This is a genomic window from Angustibacter sp. McL0619, assembly GCF_049994355.1.
Taxonomy (GTDB): Bacteria; Actinomycetota; Actinomycetes; order Actinomycetales; family Angustibacteraceae; genus Angustibacter.
Genome location: NZ_CP188257.1, coordinates 3,980,061 through 4,002,576, shown reverse-complemented (window position 1 = coordinate 4,002,576; position 22,516 = coordinate 3,980,061). Strand labels below are relative to the sequence as shown.

Below are 22,516 nucleotides of genomic sequence, written 5' to 3'. Positions count from 1 at the left end.
CAGCGTGACGCAGGCAGTCCCCGGGCACGGCTGGCCGGACGACGTGCCGGACGAGGCGGCGGACGGCGTGCTGGACGGCGTGCTGGACGGCGTGCTGGACGGGGTGCCGCTGGGGGTCGGCGAGGCGCTGCTGCTCGGCCCGGCGGACGGCTGGGCGGCGCCCGAGCAGCCGGCCAGGGCGAGCGCCAACACGCCGGCGACGGCCACCGCGAAGGGACGTCGGGTTGCTGGCACGCGCACAGACTAGGTGACCTGTCGCGCGTCGACCGTGAGCGGCCGTTCGCGTGAGCCGGCCCGGACCACCTCGCGCAGCGTCTCGTCCGGCCCCACGTAGCCGCCCGGCCAGACCACGCACCGTTCGACCGCGCCCTCGACGACGGCGCCCACGCCGATCACGCTGGCCCCGCCGGAGGCGTGCAGGTTCGCGGCCAGGTAGTCGGCCGGGGTGCCGCAGTCGATCGACATCCGGCCCGCCGCCAGCCGCACCAGATCGAGTTCGCCCCGAGAGTCCAGAGCTCGCCACAGCACCTCGTACAGGCCGCTGGGCGCCGCCTCGAGGTCACGCACCGCCGACCAGGGCAGCAGGCAGGAGCCGACGTACCGGACGGGTGCGCCCTCCGACGTCCAGAAGTCGGTGCGGCGTCCCGGCAGCGTGTCGCCGACGAGCAGCCGGCAGCGCTCGCCGTCCCAACCGTCCACCAGCACCCCCAGGTCGCCAGGCTGGTAGACGTCGGCGTTGGTCAGCAGGACGTCCCGACCGTCCAGCCAGGGCCGCAGTCGGCCCAGCGCACCGGCAGTGCCCAGCGCCTGTGGCTCCTCCTGCGACACCGTGGCCCGCAACGCCACCCGCTCGCGCACGAGGTCGGCCAGGTAGTGCGCGTTCACCGCGGACGTGGCCGAGCCGCCCGCGACGTGCGCAGCAAGCCGGTCGAGGGCGAGGTCGAGCAAAGTGCTGTCAGCCAACGGCATCAGCCCCTTGGGCAGCGTGTCGGTCAGCGGCCGCATCCGCTCGCCCCGCCCTGCGGCCAGCGCGACCCCGGCCAGCGGACCGGTCATTCGCGGACGACCCGGCCGACGTACCCGGCAGCGTCCTGGACGTCCCGCGCGGCGGCCAGGATCTGCATGGTGGGACCGTCCATCTCGTCCACCTCGTCCGCACGCAGCCAGCGGGCGGTGGTCGCCTCGCCACCGACCCGCTCACTGACCTCGCCCTCGACCTGAACGCGGAAGATCACGTCCACTCGGCGCAGCGGCGAGTCGACCACCACTGTCACCGGACGGCCCACCTCGATCCGCAGGCCGAGCTCCTCGCTCACCTCGCGGACCACCGCATCGGCAGCGGACTCGCCCCGGTCCAGCAGCCCACCCGGCAGGCTCCAACCCACCCGGTGCGGCTGGCGCAGCATCAGCAACCGGTCGTCGCGCTCGAGCAGGCAGACGGCGCCCACGGTGAAGCCCGGCGTCCCGGCGCGCACCAGGCTGCGGCGCACCGGGGCCGGCAGGCGGCGGAAGATCCGCAGCGCCAGCAGGTAGAGCGGGCGCGAGTGCACCGGAGGGGCAGCCATCCCCCCAGCCTACGTAGGGCTAGGGTCGCCTGGGTGAGCGGTGGTGATGGCGCACGTCACAGTGCGGATCCAGAGCAGCCGGCGGTCCCGGTGCAGCGGGTCGCCGCCTACGCGATCGTGCTGGCCGCCGGTCGGCTGCTGCTGACCCAGCTGTCCGAGGACACCCCGGCGCCCGGACGATGGGTCCTGCCTGGCGGCGGCGTGGACCACGGCGAGGCGCCGCTGGACGCGGTCGTCCGCGAGGTCTACGAGGAGACCGGACACCGCCTGCTCGACGTGCGGTTGCTGGACGTCGGCTCGCACCACTTCACCGGACGCGCTCCCGGTGGCCGGCTGGAGGACTTCCACGGCATCCAGGTCGTGTACTCCGGGCAGGTCGAGCGGGTCCTGGAACCGCGGGTCGTGGACGTCGGCGGCAGCACCTCGGCCGCCCGGTGGGTGGACCTCGACGACCTGTCCTCACTCGACCTCGGGGACCGTTCCAAGTTCTGGATCGAGCAGCTGCTCGGGCTCGACCCCGTGTGAGGACGGCGGTGGACGACGCGGTGCTGGCCCGGTTGCAGGTCGCCGCCGTGCGACTGGAGCCGGCCGGGCTGGATGGTGACGCCTGGCGCCGAGCGTGCGTGCTGGACGAGCTGGACCGGGCCCGCCGCAACGAACCGGAGGCCGTGCTGGAGCTCGCCCGACGCTATGACCAGCTGCTCGGCCTGACGCCGGTCCGAGATGGGAGCGACGTCCGCTGGCAGCGTGCCGCCCGGCACGGACGCCGCCGGCTCGGGGCCTTCGCCACCCCGCCGAACCTGGCCGCGGCGCTCGCGGACCTCGCCCTGGTGCCGACGCTGGCGGGCAGGGCGCCGACGGTGTTGGACCCGGCCTGCGGGGCCGGGGCCCTGCTCCAGGTGGCCTTCGACCGGTTGCTGGCGGCCGGAGTGCCCGCCGCCCTGGCGGTGCGGTGCCTGCATGGCGTGGACGTCGACCCGACCGCGGTCGAGCTGGCCCGGGCCGCGCTGGTCGCCCGGGCGAGCTCGGCCGGTGCGGACACGTCCGGCCTGCGCGACGCCGTCGCAGCCCAGGTGGTGGTGGGCGACGCACTTGTCGATACCGAGCAGATGAGCTGGCGGAAGACATTCGCGGCGGTGCTTGGTCGGCCCGGCGACGTCGACCCGGTGACCGGTTGGAGCGGCGGCTTCGACGCGGTGCTGGCGAACCCGCCGTGGGAGCGGCTGAAGCTGGCTCGGTCCGAGCACGAGGGTTACGACCTCGAGGCCGACCGGGCCGTCGTCCGGGCCCGGGTCAGCGCGGTGCGCGAGGGTGGCCGGCACCCGCTCACCGGGTCCGGCGACCTGAATGCCCACCTGCCGTTCGTCGAGACGTGCTGGCGGCTGCTCGCGCCGCTGGGGCGGGCGGCCCTGCTGGTCCCGGAGGGCGCGGTCACCGACCGACAGGCGGGTCAGCTGGTCCTGACGCTGCTCGACTCGGGGGCCCTGGAGTCCGTGCACACCCTTGCCGACACGGCTGGCTTCGTCGGGGCGCCAGGCGTGCGAGCGGCGCTGATCACGTTGCACCGCAAGGTATCTGAGGCTCCTGAGGCGGCCACGGTGCTGACCGGCGTCCGCGACCCGTGCGACCTCGATGCCGAGCGCGGGCGCCAGTGGCAGCTCACGGCGGACCTGGTGCGCACCGTCAACCCGGGCTCCGGCACCGCCGTGCTGTTCCGCACCGGAAGCGACGCCGGCCTGGTGGCCGCGGCGCACGAACGCTTCGAGGTGCTCCTGTGCCGCAACGGCTCTGGCGAGGCCGTCCAGGACCCCTGGGGATTCCGGGCCCGGACGCCGATCCACCTCAGTAGGGAAGCGCGCCACGTTCGCACGGCGCCCGGGGTCGGCACCCTCCCTCTGGGCGAGGCCAAGCTGGCCGGGCTGCTCGATCCCCGGGCTACCACCTGGGACGGTCCGCGGGTGCGGCTGCCTCAGGCGGCCGAGCTGGCCGATCCGTCGTGGTTGCCCCAAACCCGTTGGTGGGTGCCCGAGGACCTGGTCCAGGCCCGGTACGGCGACCTGCTGGCCCGCGGCTGGATCGGCGGCTATCGCGTGGTCTCGACGAGTCGCACTCCGCGAACGCTGCTGCCGGTGGCGCTGCCCGCCGGGGCGTACGCGAACTCACTGGCCCTGATCCAGGCCCCTGACCTGCCCCTGTTGCTGGCGGCGCTCGCCTCGCTGCCGCTGGACTACGTGAGCCGGGCGAAGTCCGGCGGCCACAACCTCAGCCTGTTCAAGGTCGAGCAGCTGCCCGTACCGGACCCGTCGTGCTACGAGGCCAGATGGCCGGGGACGGGCGGACAGACGTTGCGCGAGTGGGCGATCGGGCGGCTCGCAGTGGCGATCGCCTGGTGCGAGCCGCTGGCGCCGCTGGCCCGGGAGATCGGTCTTGACGACGTCCCGGCGCCGGCGGTGGCCACTGATCGCGCCGACGCACTGGCCGACCTGGATGCCCTGCATGCGCACCTGCTCGGCTGGACGACGTCCGACCTCGAGCACGTGCTGGGCACCTTCTCGGCCCTGCAGGCTCGAGACGAGGCGCGGCACGGACGGTTCGTGACCCGCGACCGGGTGCTCGTAGCGTACGAGCGGCTCACTCCTGCGGCATCAGGATGACGCCGGCCAGGTAGACCACGACGCCGGCCAGCCCGAACAGGCATGAGGCGACAGCGAGCAGCCGGACGACCGTGACGTCAACGCCGGTGTACTGGGCGACGCCGGCGCAGACGCCACCGAGCATGCGTCCCTCGCGCGGGCGGGTCAGGCGTCTGGGCTGTGCTCCGGCGAACTGCTGCCCGCCGGGCTGGTTGAAGGTGGGCTGCTGGTCCTGGGTGTTCTCTGCGTTCTGTGTCATGCCTCCAGCGTCCCGGGATCGGGCGTCGTCCGGAATCGGGGAGCGCCCGCAGCCGACCCTGGGCAGCCCCTGAGACCTCGCCGGGGTCGCCCGTTCGACGTACGGTCGGAGTATGGCCACGACGACCGGACAGTTCACCACCGAGACCGGTTCCCGCGGGGAGTTCCGGCGGCAGTCGAACCGGTTCACCGACCGGATCACCGCGGACAGCGACAGTGCGCCCGGCGAGGGGCCGGACGCGCACGGCCGCTGGCCGGTCGAACCCGGGCGCTACCGGCTCGTGGTCTCGCTGGCCTGCCCCTGGGCGCACCGCTCGATCATCGTGCGCGAGCTGCTCGGGCTGACGGACGCGATCTCGCTGGCCGTCGTCGACCCCTTGCGCGACGAGCGGGGCTGGCGGTTCTGGCTGGACGACGGACGGCGCGACCCGGTGCTTGGCATCGAGTACCTGAGCGAGGCGTATCTGGCGACCGACCCGGACTACACCGGCCGGGTCACGGTGCCCTGCATCGTCGACACCGCAACGGGTCTGGTCGTCACGAACGACTACCCGCAGATCACCCTCGACCTGTCGACCGAGTGGAGCGCACATCATCGTGACGGTGCGCCCGAGCTGTATCCCGTGGACGAGCGCACCGAGATGGACGAGCTGATCCAGCAGATCTTCGCCGACGTGAACAACGGCGTGTACCGCTGCGGCTTCGCCACCACGCAGGACGCGTACGAGGCGGCCTACGACCGGCTGTTCGCCCGGCTCGCCGAGCTCGAGTCGCGGCTGGTGGACCGGCGCTACCTGATGGGCGAGCAGGTACGCGAGGTCGACATCCGGCTGTTCACCACGCTGGTGCGCTTCGACGCCGTCTATCACGGGCACTTCAAGTGCAACCTGGTGAAGCTGACCGAGCAGCCGAGCCTGTGGCGCTACGCCCGGGACCTGTTCGCGCAGAAGGGGTTCGGCGAGACGGTGGACTTCGACCACATCAAGCGGCACTACTACGTCACGCACGATGCCATCAACCCAACGGGGATCGTGCCCAAGGGTCCGGACCCGTCAATCTGGACCGCCTGAACACCGCGATGGTCACCTTGTCCTGGTCGTGATCACGACCAGAACAAGGTGACCATCGCGGGTAGCCACCGGGGGGGTGGCTAGCTGGTCGAGCTCTTGCCCTCCTGGGGATCGGAGGGCGGCTCGACGTCCTTCGCCGGCGTGCTGTCCGGCGCCAGCTCGTCGATCAACGTGGGCTCGTCGGGGTGAGCGGGCTGAGCGGGCTGAGCGGGCTGAGCTGGGCCGGGCTGCGCCTGGCTGACCGCCGCGGCGCGGGCCCGCTGCCGGCTCGAGGTGCCGAGCGTCGCGGCCAGGCCGATGAAGCCGGCCACCACGAGCAGCGCCGGGCCGAGCACGGTCAGGTCGGGCAGACCCATGGTGTCGCTCGCGATCAGTGCCCACAGCCCCACGATCCCGACGAAGATCAGGCCGAAGACCAGGCTGGTCACATCGGTGTCATGACGTCGCACGACGCACCTCCAGGTGTCCGAATCCCGCATACAGGTCGAGGTCGAGGCCGCCGTCGTTCGCGCCGTCCGGTCCGAAGTCGGTCCGAGCCACGTGCTCGTTGACTCCGCCGGTCTCTTGTCCGAAGAGCGTCAATCCACCGACGCCGACCTTGGCCGACAGTCGCACGTCCATGTCGCGCGGGACGATCACCACGATCTCGCCGAACCCGATCTGCGCCTTCATATTCGATTCGAGACCGCTCGTGTCCAGCTGGCGCAGGTCGTAGGTGACCTGGCCGGCGCCGTACCGGGCGTCCGTCGGCAGCTCGCTCACCTGGCTGATGGCGACCGTCCTGTCGACCGCCCGGTGGGAGATGCTGCTGGCCTGGCCAGCGATCGTGGCGACGGCGAGGACCGGCACCAGGACGATGCCCCAGAAGATCAGGCCGCGGGCCCGACCGAACCAGGCGCCGACCAGGAGCCCGACACCCATGATTCCGATGGCGAGCGCCGGGTAGGCGCCGGCCGGGACGTCCGTGCCGTACAGGTCGACGACGCCGAGCGCGCCCAGGGCGATCAGCGCGAGGCTGAACGTCACCCCGAAAAGGTGCGAGCGTGGCTTCGGGGGCCGGGGTGGCAGCGGAGCAGCCTGCACGGGCGGGACCCACATCGGCGGCTGCGGCGGCACGGTGGCCCCTGCGGTCGGCGCCTCTGGGGTCGGCGGCGCGCTGGTCGCCGGCGCGCTGGTCGGCAGCGCGCTGGTCGGCAGCGCAGTCGTGACCGATCCCGAGCTCGGCGGCGCGGCGACGGCGGGTGCGACGTACGTCTGGGTCGGCCGTGCGGTCGGCTGTGCGGTCTGCGGCGCGGTCGGCTGGGGGTATGCCGGCGGCACGTTGGGCGTCGGCGCGGGTCCGGCCGCCCGCGGCCCAACGTTGTCCTGGCGGAGCAGCAGCACCAGGATCGCGACGACGGCCAGCGACAGCAGCACCGGTCCGTGCCACTGCGCGAACGCACCGATCACGCCGATGCTGACCGCGATCACCAGCAGGACGGCCAGCCCGACGGTCGACCCGGTGGGCCTGAACCTCGGCCGGTCCAGCGCCTGCTGGCCGACCGAGGCGGTGCCGTCGTCCTGCGGCATCAGCAGCCAGCCCAGGGCGTACAGCACGATGCCGGTCCCGCCGAAGAGCACGAGCACCGCGAGCACGACGCGCAGCAGCAGTGGGTCGATGCCCAGGCTGCGGCCCACCCCGCCGGCCACCCCGGCGATCACCTTGTCGTCGGTGCTGCGGCGCAGGCCGCGCAGCTGGTGCAGCATCTGGTCGCCGGTCGAACCGGTTGAAGCGGTCGAACCGGTTGGGCCGGTCTGGCCCGTGCCCGGTCCGGGCTCTGGCTGTTGTGTCGCGTCGGCTGGACGCTCGGTCTCTTCCATGTCATCCATCCTCGGCGCCCGGCGCCCGCCGAACCATCGGTGACCACCCTGAGCGACCCCTGACCTGCGGGGTCGGGGTCGGCCGGGCGAATGGGGGCCCTGCCTGGTGGTCCTGGTCGCACGGGCGCGAGAGGATCAGTGCGTGCCTAGCTCTGCCGGCGACTCGCCGCCCCATCTGGTGCGCCCGGTCGACGGGCGCCTGCTCAGCGGTGTCGCCGCGGGTCTGGCCGAGCACCTGCACGTGCAGGTGATCCAGGTCCGGGTCGCGTTCGTCGTGCTGACCGCCCTGGGTGGCTTCGGGCTGGTGCTGTACGGCGCACTGTGGATCTTCGTGCCTACCGAAGGACGGGACGGCGAACCGGCCGGGCTCGCGTCCGCCGGCCGCGGCGGACGACGTCCGCTCCGGATCGTGCGCCGCGACGACCTCGGCCAGCTGGTGGCGCTCGGCGCACTCGCTGTGGGTCTGCTGCTGCTGCTCAACCGCACCGGTTGGGGGTTCCCGCTGACCGTCACGGTGCCGGTGCTGATCGCGGGGGCGGGGCTGGCCCTGCTCTGGACGCAGGCCGACGTGAGCGAGAGCGCCTGGTTCGGCGGCAGCGGTCTCACCGGCGCGCTGGGCAGTGGCGAGCGCCCCTGGGTGACCGTGGTGCGGATCGTCGGCGGCGTGGTCCTGGTGGTCGTCGCGGTGTTGACCTTCCTGGTGGGCAGCGGCCGACCGACCCAGATCGGCAACACGGTGCTGCTGTTCGTGGTGGTGGCGCTCGGGCTGGGGCTGATCGCCGGACCACTTGTCTGGCGCCTGCTGCGCCAGCTGGACGACGAGCGTCGCGAGCGGGTGCTCCAGCAGCAGCAGGCGGACATGGCGGCGCACCTGCACGACTCGGTGCTGCAGACTCTCGCGCTGATCCAGCGCAAGGCCGACGACCCCCGGGCGGTGATGACGCTGGCCCGTGCGCAGGAGCGGGACCTGCGCGGCTGGCTGTTCGAGAACGCGGCCGAGACCGAGGGCACGATGCGGACCGCGCTGGACGAGGCGGCCGCCGAGGTCGAGCAGGCGCACGGCGTGCCGGTCGAGGTCGTCGTGGTCGGCGACCGGCCGCTGGACGACGGCCTGCACGCCATGGTGCGCGCGGCCCGCGAAGCCATGGTCAACGCGGCCCGGCACTCCGGTGCGGCCTCCGTGGACGTGTTCGCCGAGTGCTCCGACGACACGGTCGAGGTGTTCGTTCGCGATCGCGGCAAGGGATTCGACCCGGCGGACGTCCCCGAGGACCGGATGGGGCTGCGGGGATCGGTGACCGGGCGGATGGAGCGCCACGGCGGGACGGCGCGGATCCGTTCGGCTCCCGGTGAGGGCACCGAGGTGGCCCTCATGATGGGCAAGGCAGCAGCGAACGAGCCGGAGCCGGCGACGGCTGAGGAGGACCAGTGAGCGAGCAGACCAGCCGCAGGGTGCGGGTCGTCGTGGTCGACGACCACGCGATGTTCCGCAGCGGCGTGCGCGCCGAGCTCGGGGACGCCGTGGACGTCGTCGCGGAGGCCGACGACGTCGCGACCGCGCTCGCCGCGGTGCTGCGTGAGGTGCCAGACGTCGTGCTGCTGGACGTGCACCTGCCCGGGGGTGGGGGTGTCGAGGTGCTCACCCAGGCCGCGGCCCAGGGCTCGCCGTCCCGGTTCCTCGCGCTGTCGGTCAGCGATGCCGCGCAGGACGTGATCGGGGTGATCCGGGCCGGTGCGCGCGGGTACGTGACCAAGACGATCACCGGGCCCGAGCTGGTGCAGGCCATCGAGCGGGTGGCCGACGGGGACGCCGTGTTCAGCCCACGGCTGGCCGGTTTCGTGCTGGACGCCTTCGCCACCGGTGAGGCGCCGTCGGTGGACCCCGAGCTGGATCGGCTGTCCGCCCGCGAGCGCGAGGTGATGAGGCTGATCGCCCGCGGCTACGCCTACAAGGAGGTCGCCAAGGAGCTGTTCATCTCGGTGAAGACGGTGGAGACCCACGTGTCGGCGGTGCTGCGCAAGCTGCAGCTGTCCAGCCGGCACGAGCTCACCAAGTGGGCCGCGGACCGCCGGTTGCTCTGACCTCGTTGGACCGCAGGAGTTCACCTGTGGTTCGTTCCGTGCTCGCCGTCTGCTTCGGCTGAGCCGCTGGACTTTCTCGTGACGCCGACCGGCCGGGTGGGCCGCACGAGGAGGAGCCGTGACCCGCTCGCTGGTGATCGGGCATCGTGGCGCGGCCGGCTATCGGCCCGAGCACACGCTGGCCTCGTACGAGCTGGCGGCCCGGATGGGTGCCGACTTCATCGAGCCGGACCTGGTGTGCACCAAGGACGGTGTGCTGGTCGCGCGGCACGAGAACGAGATCGGCGGCACCACGGACGTGCCGGACCGCGCCGAGTTCGCCACGCGCCGGACGACGAAGGTGGTGGACGGGCTGCCGGTCACCGGTTGGTTCACCGAGGACTTCACGTTGGCCGAGCTGAAGACGTTGCGCGCCAAGGAGCGCCTGCCGTTGGTGCGACCGGAGAACACCGTGTACGACGGGTTCTTCGACGTCCCGACGTTCGACGAGGTGCTCGCGTTGCGCGGACGGCTGACCCGCGAGTGGGGCCGCACCATCGGGATCTACCCGGAGACCAAGCACCCCACCTACTTCCGGTCCATCGGCCTGGCGCCGGAGACCGAGCTGGTGCGCTCGCTGACACGCGCAGGGCTGAACTCGGCGCAGGCGCCGGTCTTCGTGCAGTCGTTCGAGCTGTCGAACCTGGTGCGGCTGAACGCCGAGCTGGGGCTGCGCGCACGCTCGGTCTTCCTTACCGCGGCCGACGGGGCACCGTACGACCTGGTCGCCGCGGGCGACCCGCGCACCTACCGGGACCTGATCACCGCCGAGGGGCTGAAGCAGCTGCGCCGCAAGGGGATCGACGGGCTCGGCCCGGACAAGACCCAGGTCATCGGACATCGAGCGGACGGTTCGCTCGGTGAGGTCACGTCGCTGGTCCGCGATGCGCACGAGGCCGGGCTCGTCGTCCACCCGTACACGTTCCGCGCGGAGAACCAGTTCCTGCCTGCGGACCTGCGGGTCGGCACCGACCCGAACGCGTCCGGTCGCGCCATCGACGAGCAGATCGCGTTCCTGCGCACCGGGATCGACGGGTTGTTCACCGACCAGGCCGACATCGGCGTGCTGGCCCGCAGCCTGTCCATCGAGCGAGGCCGCCGGCCGGCCGCGTGAGGCCGTTGGGCTGCACCGGCCGGCGGGGGTCAGGGATCGATGACCAGCGAGTAGTTCGTCGACTGGGTCTCGACCTCGAAGCCGGCGCGGCGGTAGATGCCGAGCGCGCCGGTCGGGTTCTCGGAGTCGACGTCCAGGGCTGCCTCGTCGTAGCCGGCGTCCCGGTACGCGACCAGCGCGTGCGCGAGCAGCGTCGAGGCCAGTCCGGCGCCGCGGTGAGCGGGCAGCGTGCCGAGCTTGCCGACGTACGCCTCACGACGTCCGGTCGCCTCGAAGTAGCCGTCGTACTCAGATGACGTCAGGTACGCCGCGATCTGGGACGAGCCAACCGAGGTGACGACGAAGGTCAGCTCTGGTCGGAAAGCGCGCGAGCCAGTGGTGAACTGCCGCCACAGGGCGGTCGTCCACGGGACGAAGTCAGGGTGGTCAAGGAACGCCTCGTTGTGTGCGGCCCGCAACGGCTCGTCCATCGAGTCCTCGTAGGTGCGGACCTGGTAGCCGTCGGCCGGCTGCGCCGCCGCCGGGACGCCGTCCAGCGCGTTGCGCATGACGAAGCTCCAGCGTCGCGGGAGCAGCCCGAATGCGTCGAAGAGCTCGCGCTGGGACTCGTTCGCGGTGCTGCCGTCGATCTTGAGCTTCAGTGCCAGGTCAGGTCGCCGGTCGCGGTGCGCCTGCTTGGCCCGGTCGATCATGGCGTCGACCAGCCCGGTGCCGACTCCCTGACCTCGCCGAGCCGGCAGCACCGACCCCTGCAGGTGCATCGTGAAACGGCCGTCGGCCGCGCCGCGCGGCAGGACACCGAAGTAGCCGATCAGGTCCGCGCCGTGGAAGGCGCCCATCAGGTCCTTGCCGAGCTCGATCTCCGGGTTGGACAGCTCCTCCGCGAGATCGCCCTCGGTGTAGTGCTCGCCGGTGTGGTCGACCTTCTCAGCCGCGTTGAGCAGCACCGCCCAGGCAGGGATGTCGACGTGGCTGAGCCCGCGCAGTGTGATGCCCACCGGGCGATCGTAGGGCGACAGATCGCTAGACCGGCACGCGATTACCGCCGAGCAGCACGGCGTGCGGGCCCCGCAGGGCATCCAGGCCGTCGTTCAGGGCTCCCTCGACCAGCAGCAGGTCGGCGTCCCAGCCCGGTCGGATCCGACCCTTCCGGTCACCCACTCCGCAGCCGGCCGCGGCGAGCGAGGTTCCGGTGGCGAGTGCCTCGGCGCAGGTCAGGCCAGCCTCGACCAGCTCCCGGACGGCATGCGGCAGCAGCCCGTGACGCTTGCCCGGCTCGATGCCGGAGTCGACGCCGGAGATCAGCCGGACCCCGGCTCGGTGCAGGCGCGCGACGAACTGCCCGCGGCCGCGCATCATCTCGTCGAAGGTCATGCCGAACCGGTCGAGGATCACCTGCAGCGGCGGCGGCGGCGTCCGCATCATCTCGCGGTCCACCCCGAGGGTCGGGCAGACGATGATCCCGCTGCGCGCCAACGACTCCACGAGCTCGTCGCTGGCCTGGCCGAACCCACGTTCGGTCACGCAGGTGCAGTGCTCGATGCCATCCACCCCGGCTGTGACGGCCTGCTCGACGGCGGGGGTGCCGTGGGCGTGAGCGGTGATCGCGAGCCCGGCGGCGTGGGCGAGCTCGACCAGCGACCGCAGCTCGTCGTTGGTGAACTGGGTCTGCATCACGTCGGTGCCCGGGGTGTTCACGCCGCCGGAGGCCATCACCTTGACAACATCGACCCGCTCCGCCGCCCGGTCGGCGATGGCTCGGGCGATGCCCGTGGCGCCGTCGACCTCGCCGCCGAGGTAATGGCAGTGCCCGCCGGTGGTGGTGATCGGCGGCCCGGAGGCGACGATCGTCGGCTCGAACTGCTGGCCCGCTCGTTGCCGGTCGCGGCGGCGCACCACGCAGAAGTCGCGGTCGCCGAGGTCGCGCACGGTGGTCACGCCGGCGGCGAGCTGGTCGGCGAGCGCCTTGGTGATGACTTCGTCGATCTCGTCGTCCGAGTAGCCGGCCACCCGGCCGAGTGCGTTGGGTCCGCTGTCGGTCACCAGGTGGGTGTGCGCGTCGATGAGCCCAGGCAGCAGGGTGCCCGGGTGCTCCGTCACGTCGCACTCGTGCGGGACGTCGGCGTCGTGGCCCTCGACCCCGACGATCCGTCCGTCCTGGACGAGAACGGTCGCGCCGCCGTCCAGGAACGACTCGCCGTCGAACACCTGAGCGGCTCGGATCGCCTGCACCCACCCGTCGTACTCCCGAGTGACGAGCCGAGGCAAGGGGCTGACGCGACTGCCCAGGCAGACGGGGTGCGCGTCCGCGACCACAGGGGGTAGCGTCCGCGGGCATGCCCATCCAGCGCGTCCGCCCACCCCTCGTCGCCGACGAACGCACCCAGCTGATCGGCTGGTTCGACCTGCAGCGAGCCATCGTCGCGTTCAAGTGCGAGGGCCTGTCCGAAGCAGACGCCCACCGCGCCGTCCTGCCGACCTCGCCGCTGATGACCGTCGCCGGCATCGTGTCGCACCTGCGCTGGACCGAGCACTGCTGGTTCGAGGTCGTGTTCCTCGACCGCGGGCAGTCCGAGAACCCGCAGTTCGTGCAGGAGCCCGAGGACCTCGACTGGATGGTTGACGACGTCCCCCTGGCCCAGCTGCTGGCCGAGTACGAGCAGCAGTGCGCCCGCTCGAACGAGACGATCACCGCGCACTCGCTGGATGACGTCGGCGCCCACCAGGAGGTCGGCAGCGGGTCGGCGTCGCTTCGCTGGATGGTCATCCACATGGTCGAGGAGACCGCCCGGCACGCCGGCCACCTCGACACGGTCCGTGAGCTGCTGGACGGCAGGAAGGGCTACTACTGAGCCCTAGGATCGCGACATGGACGTCGTCTACAACCTGGTCGTGGTCATCCACCTGCTCGGGATGGCGGCCGTCGTCGGTGGTTACCTGACCGTGCTGCGCAAGCCGCGCGTGCTGGGCATCATGCGGGACGGCGCCGGTACCGCACTGCTGGCCGGCATCGTGCTGGTGGGGCTGGCCGAGTCGGATGCGGTCGACAAGGACCTGAACCACGCGAAGATGGCGGTCAAGCTCGTGGTCGCGATCGTCGTCCTCGCACTGGCGATCGTCGGCGCGAGGCGCGACAAGGAGGGCAAGGACACCACCTTGCTCGCGCACCTGGTCGGCGGACTGGCCATCGTCAACGTGATGGTCGCGGCGATCTGGCGCTGAAGAAGCCTGGGCCAGAGTGTCGGATCGGGCCGGACGCCTTCGTAGCAAGGGTAAGAAGCGGACCGCACCGGTCCACGACACCCAAGGAGCCAGAGATGACGCAGTACCTGATGTCGGTCTTTGGGCCGGCCGAGCGCACCGACTACGGCAGCTACCCCTCCGAGGAGGCGATGAACGAAGCGATGGCGGACACCGGCGCCTTCAACGAGCGTCTGCAGGAACAGGGCTACTGGGTCTACGCCAACGGCCTGGGTCCGGCCACGACCGCGACCGTCGTCGACGGGCAGGGCGCCGAGCCGGTGTTCACCGACGGCCCCTACCTGGAGTCGAAGGAGTATCTCGGCGGCTTCTGGATCATCGAGGCCCCCGACCTTGACGTGGCGCTGAAGCTGGCCGCCGAGGGGTCGAAGGCCTGCCGCGGCAAGGTCGAGGTACGCCCGTTCGCGAGCATGTGAGGGACGTCGCTGAGGCGGTCACCCGGGTCCACCGCGAGGAGTGGGCCCGGGTGGTTGCCGGGCTCACCAGGCGCTTCGGCGACCTGGACCTCGCCGAGGAGATGGCAGCCGAGGCGTTCGCGGTGGCGGTCGAGCGCTGGCCAATCGACGGCGTACCCGCGAACCCCGGCGGCTGGATCACCACGACAGCCAACCGGCGCGCCATCGACCGGCTGCGCCGGGAGTCCCGGCGGGACGACAAGCATCAGGAGGCGCAGATGCTGTACGACGGGCCGCCTTCTGAGTCGCTCGGCGCGATCGACGACGACCGGCTCCGGCTGATCTTCACCTGCTGCCACCCGGCCCTGTCGATGGAGGCTCGGGTCGCGCTGACGCTGCGCATGGTCGGGGGGCTGACCACCCCAGAGATCGCCCGCGCCTTCCTCGTGCAGGAGAGCACCATCGGCCAACGGATCACCCGCGCGAAGGGCAAGATCAAGACAGCCAGGATCCCGTACCGGGTGCCTTCCACCGAGGACCTGCCCGCCCGCGTCTCCGGCGTCCTGGCGGTCCTGTTCCTGGTCTACAACGAGGGGTACCTCAGCTCGGATCCCGAGAAGGAGGCCGTCCGAAGCGACCTCACCCTCGAGTCGATCCGGCTGGCCCGGCTGCTGCATGCTCTGATGCCCTCCGATGGCGAGGTGGCCGGCCTGCTGGCGCTGATGCTGCTCACCGAGGCTCGCCGCACGGCCCGGGTCTCGGCGTCCGGCGAGCTGGTCACCCTGGACGAGCAGGACCGCGGCGCCTGGGATGCCGCACTGATCGCCGAGGGGCGGGCCCTTGTGCGGGAGCGGATCTCCGCTGTCGCAGCGGGCCAGGGACGCGCCGGCCGCTACCAGATCCTGGCCGCCATCAATGCGGTGCACACCTCTGCCAGGGGCGGACGCGACACTGACTGGCCGCAGGTCGTCGCGCTCTACGACCAGCTCGCGCGGATCGACCCGTCACCGATCGTCGCGCTCAACCGGGCCGTCGCCCTCGCCGAGCTCGACGGGCCGGAGGTGGCGCTGGCGCTGGTCGACCGGCTGCCTCTGGACGGCTACCACGCCTACCACGCCACCCGGGCCGACCTGCTCCGCCGGCTCGGGCGCTCGTCGGATGCCCGCGCCGCGTACGAGAAGGCGCTCGAGCTGGCCACCAACAGTGCCGAGGTCGCGTACATCACCCGTCGCCGCGACCAGCTCGGGCCTAGCTGAGCTGGGGTCGCAAGCTACAGCTGGTCAGCAGCCGCGGACTCCGTCGCCCCGTCGGGCCAGGCGGCGATACACACCCGGTTGCCAGCCCGGTCGGCGAGGATCCAGCCCGCAGGCGCGTTGGAGTCGACGACGATGCGACCGCCCGCGGCCAGCGCCGCAGCCAGGCGGCCCTCGATGTGCTCGCGAGCGACGGACACGTCGACGTGCATCGCGTGCTCGAGCGGCTTGGCCGGTTCAAGCTCCTGCATCCAGACCGTCGAACTGTGGCCGAGCGAGTCGACCGCGTTGTCGTCGGACATCGCCGCATACCCCAGGACGGCGCGCCAGAAGTCGACATCGAGCGCCTCGGGCTTCGCCGCGATCGCCAGCTGGACCTCCTGCACCAGCCCGCGGTCGGCCACCGCTCCGTGTGCGCCTAGCCGCGTCGAGATCTCTCGCGCGAGGTCGACGTGCCGCCTCTCCAGCCACCACAGATCGCGCGTCAGCCGCACACTGAGTCGGTCGTCGCCAAGCGTCAGCAGGACTCCCGCCCCGGCAACGCCAGGGACACGCGCCACCACGTCGGCCAGCCGGGTTGCCTCGGCGAGGGACGCGACACGGAACACCGCACTCGCGCCGCCGTGCAGCACCACCCAGTCGTCCACGCCCTCGGCGGCCAGGAAGTCCTTCCAACCCTGCTCGCTCATGCTCGCCTCCGCGACAGACGGTATTGCAGCAACGAACCCTCCAACAGCCGCGCATGCGTGGCCACCCGGTTCGATGCCGGAATTGATCCGGGGCGGGGTACGGTGAACGATCCTCGCGATCGACCCCTGCGCGGACAACGGGGTCCGCCGCCGGTCGCTGGAAAGGGCGGCGCCATGTCGAGCGAAAACCTTCGTCCGGGCGGGGTCTCCCGCCGCAACGTCTTGGGCTACTCCGCTGCTGCCGCTGCGCTTGCGGGCACCTCGCTGGCCGGTGCCGGGGCTGCGCACGCAGCGGTCAGCACGACGCCGCTGTCGCCGCAGGTGCTGGACCGGATCAAGAAGGGCGAGCGCCTTCGCCTGCGCGAGCTGGGAATCATCATCGGCACTCTGCCCACGGGCAAGCACAACGCCATCACCGACGTCCCAGGCGTCCAGGTCGGCTACACCACGCTGATTTTCGACCGGCCCGGTATCGCCCGCACCGGCGTGACGATCATCAAGCCCCGCACCGAGCCGATGCAGAACAACTGGTGCCACGCGGGCTGGTTCTCGCACAACGGCAACGGCGAGATGACAGGCACGCACTGGATCGACGAGACCGGGATGCTCACGTCGGTCATCGGGATCACCACCACCAGCCAGGTCGGCGTCGTCCGGGACGCGCTGATCAAGATCGGGCTCGAGACGCTGCCGGACCTGGAGTTCTTGCTGCCCGTCGTGGCCGAGACGTACGACGGGTCGATGAACGACCTGTCCGGGTCCTGGATCAAGGACGAGCACGTGCGGCACGCCTACGCCAGTGCCAAGGGCGGCCCGGTGCGCGAAGGCAACGTCGGCGGTGGCACCGGCATGCACTACTTCGACTTCAAGGGCGGCAGCGGTACGTCGTCGCGGATCGTCAGCTACGCCGGCAAGGACTACACGGTCGGGGTGTTCGTGCAGACCAACTACGGCAGCCGTCAACGCGAGTACTACCGGGTGAACGGCGCTCCGGTCGGCAAGGAGATCACCTACGACGAGGTGCCGCGCTCCGGCCCTCCCGCCGGTCACCACTCGTGCATCGCCATCATCGCCACCGACGCGCCCTTCCTGCCCGCACAGTGCAAGCGCCTCGCCATGCGGGCCGGGATTGGCCTAGGAGCGACCGGGGGCATCGCCGACAACAACTCCGGCGACATGTACCTGGCGTTCTCGACGGCCAACGACGTGCGGCAGGACGTCGTCCCGGACTACTACCCGGCGACGTCGATCCCGGACGCGGAGATCACGCCGTTCATGCACGCGGTGTCCGAGGCGTTCCAGGAGGCGGCACACAACTCGGCGACCAAGGCACGAACGCTCGCCGGCTTCCAGACCACCTTGTACGAGCTGCCACTGGACCGCCTCGTGGAGATCGTCCAGGAGCACCAGCTGTACGGGCCGGGCTTCTCCGGATAGCGCTGGTGGCGCACTCGAGTCAGTTCGAGCCTTGACAGTTAGGACTCTAACAGTTAGAGTTCTGACCATGGACGCGCCGAAGAGAGACCTCGCCAGCAGCCTCGAGCTGGTCCGCTGGATCGGCTGGGCTCAGCGCAAGGCCGGCGAGGACTGGATCCGGGCCCGCGAGCTCAGCCACGAGCAGGCATTCGTGCTCGGCTATCTGGCGCAGAACCCCGGAGCGATCCAGCGCGACATCGCGCAGATGAGCCGGACGAGCGCGGCGAGCGTCTCGAGCCTCCTCCAGGGGCTCGAGCGCCGCGGCCTGGTGGAGCGCCGCACGGAGGGCGGCAACGAGCGGAGCAAGCGCGTCTACGCGACGAAGACCGGCAGTGACCTCATCGCCGGGTTCGAGTCTGCGATGGCTGCCGCCGACGAGACGATCCTCGCCCCGTTGGGCCAGGCCGAGCGTGCCACCCTCCAGGCCCTGCTCCTGAAGATCACCGCGGAACTGCCGCAACCGACCCGGTCGTAACCGGGAGCACGCGGCCCAGCCGCGCATCTAGACAACCCTCGCCGCGCCGGCTTCCGTCGGGCGCGCGCTCGAACCTGCCCGGAGAAGGAGCAGCCATGAGCACCACGAACCTCGAACCCAACCTGGCCGGACGCGACGCCCTCGGCACCAACCGCTGGTACCTGTCCGCGGCACCGATCGTCCGCGCCCTCGTGCACCTCTGCGTGCCGATGGCCGCCGCGATGATCGTCGGCGCCGTCTACAACCTCATCAACGCCGGCTTCATCGGCTCGTTGCACGACACCGCACTCCTTGCGGCGATCACGCTCGGCGCACCCGTGCTCGGACTGGTCATGGCGGTCGGCGGCGTGTTCGGCGTCGGCGGCGGCGCACTGATCTCGCGGCTGCTCGGTGCCGCCGAGCGCGAGCCCGCGAAGGCAGGCGAGATCAAGCACGTCGCCGCATTCGCCGTCTGGGGCTCGGTGATCGCTGGGGTGCTGTTCGGCGGCCTCGGGCTGCTGCTGCTGCACCCGCTCGTCTCGTTGCTGGGCGCCGATCCTGCCGCCATGCCGGCGACGAGCGCCTACGTCGCCGTGATGCTCGTCTTCGTCCCGGTGCTCGCCGCGGCGTTCTGCCTCGAACAGCTCGTGCGGGCCGAGGGCGCCGCGCGCCAGGTGATGATCGGATTGATCGCCTCCACGGTCGCGAACCTGGTGCTCGACCTCCTGTTCATCCTCGTACTGCACTGGGGCGTGGCGGGCGCTGCGCTGTCGATGGGCCTCGCGAACCTCGCCGTCGTCGCGTACTTCGTCAGCTGGCTGCACCGGCACAGCACGCACATCAGCCTCGCGCCGCGCTGGTTCACGCTCTCGCCCGCCGTGTTGAAGCCCGTCTTCGGGGTGGGCGTCGGCGAGCTGCTCCAGTCCGGCTTCCTGATCGTCACGTCCCTGGTGCTCAACAACCTTGCAGCCGCCTACGGCGACGGCCCGCTCGCGGCCATGGGTGTTGCGGTCCGCATCGCGCAGGTGCCGGAGTTCCTGGTGATGGGCGTCACGCTGGGCGTGCTCCCGCTCCTCGCCTACTCGTACGGCAAGGGGGACCGCAGGCGACTGAGGTCGGCACTGCGCGCCTCCGCGATCGCCGTCGGCGGCATCAGCCTCATCTTCTCGGTGGCCGTGTTCCTGTTCCGCGAGCAGCTGTTCTCCGCCTTCGTGGCGGACCAGTCGGTTCTCGCGATCGGCGTGACGATCCTGACGGCGCAGCTCGTGGCGATGATCGCGAACGGCTTCGCGGGCCTGATCACGTCGCTGTTCCAGGCCACCGGACGGTCGGTGCCGGCCATCGTGATGTCGGTGTCCCAGGGAGTCCTGTTCATCCCGATCGTGGTTCTCGGCAACCTGTGGTTCGGCCTCGCGGGCGTCATCTGGGCGCTGACCGTCACCGAGGCCCTGGTGTTCCTCGTGGGCCTGGTGATGTGGCTCGTATCCCGTTCGGCGATGGACCGCGGCCTCGCCCAGGGCAGCCTGGAGCGCGCCGAGGAGGTGCTCGAGCCGGCCGCAGCGTGACTGCTCGCCGAGCCGTAACGTGTCGGAGGTGATGTTCAGCCGAGATCTTCGTGACGCGGTGGCCCGCGGCGAGATCACCGTCTCGATCCGGCTCTGGAGCCGCTTGCAGGTCAAGGTCGGTGGCCGCTACCCGACCTGCGGCGTCCTCATCGAGATCGACGAGGTCGAGCTCCTGCCCTTCTCGGCCGTGACCGAGGACGACGTACTCGCCTCTGGCGAGACTGATCGGGAGGCACTACGGGATCGGGCTGCTCACGCAGGTCCGATCCACGACGACACTCTGGTCTACCGGATCGAGTTCCACATCGTCTGACCACGTCAGCGGGGGGTCAGCACGCAGAACTCGTTGCCGTCCGGGTCGGCCATCACCACCCAGGTCCCCTCGCCCTGGCCGATGTCGATCCGCTTCGCCCCGAGGGAGACCAGCCGGTCCACCTCCGCCTGCTGGTCGCCGCCGATGGGTGGTGCCAGATCGAAATGCAGCCGGTTCCGCTGCGCCCTCGGCATCAGCGGGGGTCCGCCCCAGGTGAGCTTCGGACCGCCGTGCGGCGAGCGGATGGCGGTCTCCTGGTCCTGGTCCCAGACCAGCGGCCAGCCCAGCGCCTCGCTCCAGAAGTAGCCGAGCTGCTGGGTGCCGTCGGATGCCAGGGCTCCGATGAAGCCGCAGTCAGCCAGGAAGTTGTTGCCCGGCTCGATCACGCAGAACTCGTTGCCCTCGGGGTCCGCGAGCACGACGTGCTCCTCCTCCGGCAGCTGGCCGACGTCTATGTGCCGGCCACCGAGCGCGAGCGCCTTCGCGACCGTCTCCTGCTGCTGCTCCAGTGACGCACTCGTCAGGTCGAAGTGCATCAGGTTCTGCACGACCTTCTGCTCCCTGCTGGCGAGGAACCGCAGCCGGAACCCGGTGTCGTCGCTCGGCACGAGTGCGACGCCGCCGTCCGGGTCGTCGGCCTGCTGCCAGCCCAGGACGCCGCCCCAGAAGTCGGCCAGCCGGGCTGGGTCGTTCGCGTCGAAGGACAGCGCGAAGAGCTGGGAGGTCATCTCGATCCGCCTCTCTGTTGCAGTCGGCCCCAAGGACTGCCGGGTGAGGCGGTCAGCCGGTCGCGATTACCCGGAACGCCTCGGCCAGCCGTCCGTCGTCCAGCCCGCCGGCTGCGGCGGTCAGGGTTCCCCACTGCCGCAGCCGTGCCTCGAGCTCGTCACCAAGCTGGCCAGTCTGGCTGACGTGCGCCTTCAGTGCCGACACCTTTTTCGCGAAGTGGTCGGTGGTGTCGACCCAGTGGTTCGCCTCGGGGTGTGCGGACAGCCAGATCTCCTGCACGGTCCACGGCTGCAGGCCCTCTTCGTCGATCAGCTCCGGCCAGGAGAACGGGTTGCGCGCCGCCGGGTAGACCGCCCGGACGGTCGCCTCGCCCGCCGCCAGGTGGTCCGGGTGGCTGGCGCCGATCCGGTCCCAGAACCGGTCCGGGCTGGCAGTCAGCACCCGCTGCGGACGGACCTGGCGGATCACCCGGCAGATGTCGCGCTGCAGTTCGAACGTCGGCTCCAGCCAGCCGTCGCGGTACCCGCTCAGGAAGCGGACGTCCTGCACGCCGACCGCAGCCGCCGCAGCCCGCTGCTCGGCCTCGCGGATCACCGGCATCTGCTCGCGCGGGGTGTCGTCGAAGCCGCCCTGGTCGCCGTACGTGCACAGCAGGTAGGTGACCTCGATCCCCGCCGCGACGAAGCCCGCCATCGTCGCGGCCGAGCCGAAGTCGATGTCGTCAGGGTGCGCGGCGACGGCCAGCACGCGCTCGATCTCGCTGTCCGGCAACGGCATTCGGTTCTCCTCGGCGGCGGAAAGGTCGGGCGGAACTATCAGGCGTGCGCTGCGGGCTCGTGCGCGCCATGCCGGCGCGCCTCGAACTGCAGTGTGGAGTGCTCGACGTCGAAGTGCCCGGCGAGGCAGTCCTGCAGCCGGTCCAGCATGCCTGGCAGGTGACCGTCGTGGAAGCATGCGTCCTCGACCACGACGTGCGCGGACAGCGTGGGCAGCCCGGTTGCCACCTGGGAGGCGTGCAGGTCGTGCACCTCCAGAACGTGCGGGACGCCGAGCAGGTGCTCGCGGACGGTTGCGAGGTCGAGTCCGGGTGGGGTCGACTCCAACAGCACGTCCACGCTCTCGCGCAGCAGCCGCCAGGTCCGCGGCAGGATCAGCGCGCCGATCAGCAGCGAGGCCACCGCGTCCGCCCGCAGCCAGCCGGCGGTCGCGATCAGCACCGCGGCCACCACGACGGCCAGCGAGCCGAGGGCGTCGTTCAGCACCTCCAGGAACGCCGCGCGTAGGTTGAGGTTCGCGTGCCGGGCGCTGAGCAGCACGACGACGCCGACGATGTTGCCGGCCAGTCCGACGACTCCGAAGAAGAGCATCGCGGTGGCCTCGACGTCCGGCGGATCGATCAGCCGTCGCACGCCTTCCACGATGACGAAGCCACCCACCGCGAGCAGCACCGCCGCCTGCGCGGCGGCGGACAGCACCTCGGCGCGCCGGTAGCCCCACGTGCGACGGTCGGACGCCGGGCGCCGGGCCAGGGTGGCCGCGATCAGCGCCAGCGTGAGGCCGGCGACGTCGGTGAGCACGTGACCGGCGTCGGCGAACAGCGCGAGGCTGCCGGACACGACGGAGCCGACCACCTCGACGACCAGGATCGTGACCGAGATGGCGAGCACCGCGGCGAGCCGGCCGCGGTGCTCGCCGGCGCCCGCGCCGACGTCCAGGGCCGGACCGTGACTGTGACTGTGCGAGCTCATCACCGTCAGCCT

General features: G+C 71.3%; 26 protein-coding genes. 15 read left to right on the top strand and 11 right to left on the bottom strand.

What is annotated here, in order from left to right; translation table 11 throughout:
* The first annotated feature begins 4 nt into the window (after positions 1–4).
* On the top strand, positions 5–247 hold the full coding sequence (locus ACPPVT_RS18645; RefSeq protein ID WP_426562900.1) for a hypothetical protein: 243 nt from the start codon (positions 5–7) through the stop codon (positions 245–247).
* Here the strand turns inward: ACPPVT_RS18645 and ACPPVT_RS18640 are convergent.
* On the bottom strand, positions 244–1,056 hold the full coding sequence (locus tag ACPPVT_RS18640) for a sugar phosphate nucleotidyltransferase (RefSeq protein ID WP_426562898.1): 813 nt from the start codon (positions 1,054–1,056) through the stop codon (positions 244–246). The genes ACPPVT_RS18645 and ACPPVT_RS18640 overlap by 4 nt on opposite strands.
* Positions 1,053–1,565 carry an NUDIX hydrolase gene (locus ACPPVT_RS18635; RefSeq protein WP_426562896.1) on the bottom strand — a complete coding sequence of 171 codons (513 nt, stop codon included), beginning with the start codon at positions 1,563–1,565 and terminating at the stop codon, positions 1,053–1,055. The genes ACPPVT_RS18640 and ACPPVT_RS18635 overlap by 4 nt, the downstream gene beginning before the upstream one ends.
* 33 nt (positions 1,566–1,598) lie before the next feature.
* On the opposite strand from ACPPVT_RS18635, the gene ACPPVT_RS18630 reads away from it, so the two are divergent.
* Positions 1,599–2,090, top strand: coding sequence for an NUDIX hydrolase (locus ACPPVT_RS18630; RefSeq protein WP_426562894.1), 492 nt, complete (start codon positions 1,599–1,601; stop codon positions 2,088–2,090).
* A gap of 8 nt (positions 2,091–2,098) precedes the next feature.
* Complete coding sequence (locus ACPPVT_RS18625) at positions 2,099–4,219, top strand: N-6 DNA methylase (protein WP_426562892.1); 2,121 nt, start codon at positions 2,099–2,101, stop codon at positions 4,217–4,219.
* On the opposite strand, the gene ACPPVT_RS18620 is transcribed toward ACPPVT_RS18625, so the two are convergent.
* Positions 4,197–4,457: a PspC domain-containing protein gene (locus tag ACPPVT_RS18620; RefSeq protein ID WP_426562890.1), complete on the bottom strand. Its 261-nt coding sequence runs from the start codon at positions 4,455–4,457 to the stop codon at positions 4,197–4,199. The genes ACPPVT_RS18625 and ACPPVT_RS18620 overlap by 23 nt on opposite strands.
* Positions 4,458–4,569: 112 nt before the next feature.
* Between ACPPVT_RS18620 and ACPPVT_RS18615 the strand changes: the two genes are divergently transcribed.
* Positions 4,570–5,526, top strand: a complete 957-nt coding sequence (locus ACPPVT_RS18615; protein WP_426562888.1) for a glutathione S-transferase family protein — start codon at positions 4,570–4,572, stop codon at positions 5,524–5,526.
* Between the two features lie 80 nt (positions 5,527–5,606).
* Here the strand turns inward: ACPPVT_RS18615 and ACPPVT_RS18610 are convergent, their stop codons facing one another.
* Positions 5,607–5,975, bottom strand: coding sequence for a hypothetical protein (locus tag ACPPVT_RS18610; RefSeq protein ID WP_426562886.1), 369 nt, complete (start codon positions 5,973–5,975; stop codon positions 5,607–5,609).
* Positions 5,962–7,386, bottom strand: a complete 1,425-nt coding sequence (locus tag ACPPVT_RS18605) for a PspC domain-containing protein (RefSeq protein ID WP_426562884.1) — start codon at positions 7,384–7,386, stop codon at positions 5,962–5,964. The genes ACPPVT_RS18610 and ACPPVT_RS18605 overlap by 14 nt, the downstream gene beginning before the upstream one ends.
* Before the next feature lie 142 nt (positions 7,387–7,528).
* Between ACPPVT_RS18605 and ACPPVT_RS18600 the strand changes: the two genes are divergently transcribed.
* The 3 genes from ACPPVT_RS18600 to ACPPVT_RS18590 all read left to right on the top strand — a co-directional run bounded on the left by ACPPVT_RS18600 (position 7,529) and on the right by ACPPVT_RS18590 (position 10,621).
* Complete coding sequence (locus ACPPVT_RS18600; protein ID WP_426562882.1) at positions 7,529–8,818, top strand: PspC domain-containing protein; 1,290 nt, start codon at positions 7,529–7,531, stop codon at positions 8,816–8,818.
* Between the two features lie 50 nt (positions 8,819–8,868).
* Positions 8,869–9,468, top strand: coding sequence for a LuxR C-terminal-related transcriptional regulator (locus tag ACPPVT_RS18595; RefSeq protein ID WP_426567205.1), 600 nt, complete (start codon positions 8,869–8,871; stop codon positions 9,466–9,468).
* Between the two features lie 118 nt (positions 9,469–9,586).
* Positions 9,587–10,621 (top strand): glycerophosphodiester phosphodiesterase, encoded by a 1,035-nt coding sequence (locus ACPPVT_RS18590; protein WP_426562880.1) that lies wholly within the window; start codon positions 9,587–9,589, stop codon positions 10,619–10,621.
* 29 nt (positions 10,622–10,650) lie between these two features.
* Here the strand turns inward: ACPPVT_RS18590 and ACPPVT_RS18585 are convergent, their stop codons facing one another.
* Both ACPPVT_RS18585 and ACPPVT_RS18580 read right to left on the bottom strand, forming a co-directional pair.
* Positions 10,651–11,619 carry a GNAT family N-acetyltransferase gene (locus ACPPVT_RS18585; RefSeq protein ID WP_426562878.1) on the bottom strand — a complete coding sequence of 323 codons (969 nt, stop codon included), beginning with the start codon at positions 11,617–11,619 and terminating at the stop codon, positions 10,651–10,653.
* A 25-nt stretch (positions 11,620–11,644) separates the two neighbouring features.
* Positions 11,645–12,853 carry an amidohydrolase family protein gene (locus tag ACPPVT_RS18580; protein ID WP_426562876.1) on the bottom strand — a complete coding sequence of 403 codons (1,209 nt, stop codon included), beginning with the start codon at positions 12,851–12,853 and terminating at the stop codon, positions 11,645–11,647.
* 104 nt (positions 12,854–12,957) lie between these two features.
* On the opposite strand from ACPPVT_RS18580, the gene ACPPVT_RS18575 reads away from it, so the two are divergent.
* From ACPPVT_RS18575 to ACPPVT_RS18560, 4 genes are all read left to right on the top strand, one after another.
* Positions 12,958–13,473, top strand: a complete 516-nt coding sequence (locus tag ACPPVT_RS18575; RefSeq protein ID WP_426562874.1) for a DinB family protein — start codon at positions 12,958–12,960, stop codon at positions 13,471–13,473.
* 16 nt (positions 13,474–13,489) lie between these two features.
* Positions 13,490–13,843: a hypothetical protein gene (locus ACPPVT_RS18570; RefSeq protein ID WP_426562872.1), complete on the top strand. Its 354-nt coding sequence runs from the start codon at positions 13,490–13,492 to the stop codon at positions 13,841–13,843.
* A gap of 95 nt (positions 13,844–13,938) precedes the next feature.
* Positions 13,939–14,298 (top strand): YciI family protein, encoded by a 360-nt coding sequence (locus tag ACPPVT_RS18565; RefSeq protein WP_426562870.1) that lies wholly within the window; start codon positions 13,939–13,941, stop codon positions 14,296–14,298.
* Complete coding sequence (locus ACPPVT_RS18560) at positions 14,295–15,533, top strand: RNA polymerase sigma factor (protein WP_426562868.1); 1,239 nt, start codon at positions 14,295–14,297, stop codon at positions 15,531–15,533. The genes ACPPVT_RS18565 and ACPPVT_RS18560 overlap by 4 nt, the downstream gene beginning before the upstream one ends.
* A 14-nt stretch (positions 15,534–15,547) precedes the next feature.
* Here the strand turns inward: ACPPVT_RS18560 and ACPPVT_RS18555 are convergent, their stop codons facing one another.
* Entirely contained in the window at positions 15,548–16,219 is a 672-nt protein-coding gene (locus ACPPVT_RS18555) for a VOC family protein (RefSeq protein ID WP_426562866.1), read from the bottom strand.
* A 174-nt stretch (positions 16,220–16,393) separates the two neighbouring features.
* Here ACPPVT_RS18555 and ACPPVT_RS18550 point away from each other — a divergent pair, with 174 nt between their 5' ends.
* The 4 genes from ACPPVT_RS18550 (at position 16,394) to ACPPVT_RS18535 (ending at position 20,027) form a co-directional block, all read left to right on the top strand.
* A complete protein-coding gene (locus ACPPVT_RS18550; protein ID WP_426562864.1) occupies positions 16,394–17,656 on the top strand; it encodes a P1 family peptidase in 1,263 nt (420 codons plus the stop codon).
* Positions 17,657–17,723: 67 nt separating this feature from the next.
* On the top strand, positions 17,724–18,170 hold the full coding sequence (locus tag ACPPVT_RS18545) for a MarR family winged helix-turn-helix transcriptional regulator (RefSeq protein WP_426562862.1): 447 nt from the start codon (positions 17,724–17,726) through the stop codon (positions 18,168–18,170).
* A gap of 95 nt (positions 18,171–18,265) precedes the next feature.
* Positions 18,266–19,714, top strand: coding sequence for an MATE family efflux transporter (locus tag ACPPVT_RS18540; protein ID WP_426562860.1), 1,449 nt, complete (start codon positions 18,266–18,268; stop codon positions 19,712–19,714).
* 31 nt (positions 19,715–19,745) lie between these two features.
* Positions 19,746–20,027: an ASCH domain-containing protein gene (locus ACPPVT_RS18535; protein ID WP_426567204.1), complete on the top strand. Its 282-nt coding sequence runs from the start codon at positions 19,746–19,748 to the stop codon at positions 20,025–20,027.
* Between the two features lie 5 nt (positions 20,028–20,032).
* Here the strand turns inward: ACPPVT_RS18535 and ACPPVT_RS18530 are convergent, their stop codons facing one another.
* The 3 genes from ACPPVT_RS18530 to ACPPVT_RS18520 are packed head-to-tail and all read right to left on the bottom strand — an operon-like array spanning position 20,033 to position 22,504.
* The gene (locus tag ACPPVT_RS18530; protein ID WP_426562858.1) at positions 20,033–20,755 is read right to left on the bottom strand and encodes a VOC family protein; all 723 of its coding nucleotides are present in this window, start codon (positions 20,753–20,755) and stop codon (positions 20,033–20,035) included.
* A gap of 52 nt (positions 20,756–20,807) precedes the next feature.
* Positions 20,808–21,533, bottom strand: a complete 726-nt coding sequence (locus tag ACPPVT_RS18525; protein WP_426562856.1) for a PIG-L deacetylase family protein — start codon at positions 21,531–21,533, stop codon at positions 20,808–20,810.
* Between the two features lie 38 nt (positions 21,534–21,571).
* Positions 21,572–22,504 carry a cation diffusion facilitator family transporter gene (locus ACPPVT_RS18520; RefSeq protein WP_426562854.1) on the bottom strand — a complete coding sequence of 311 codons (933 nt, stop codon included), beginning with the start codon at positions 22,502–22,504 and terminating at the stop codon, positions 21,572–21,574.
* Positions 22,505–22,516 lie beyond the last annotated feature (12 nt).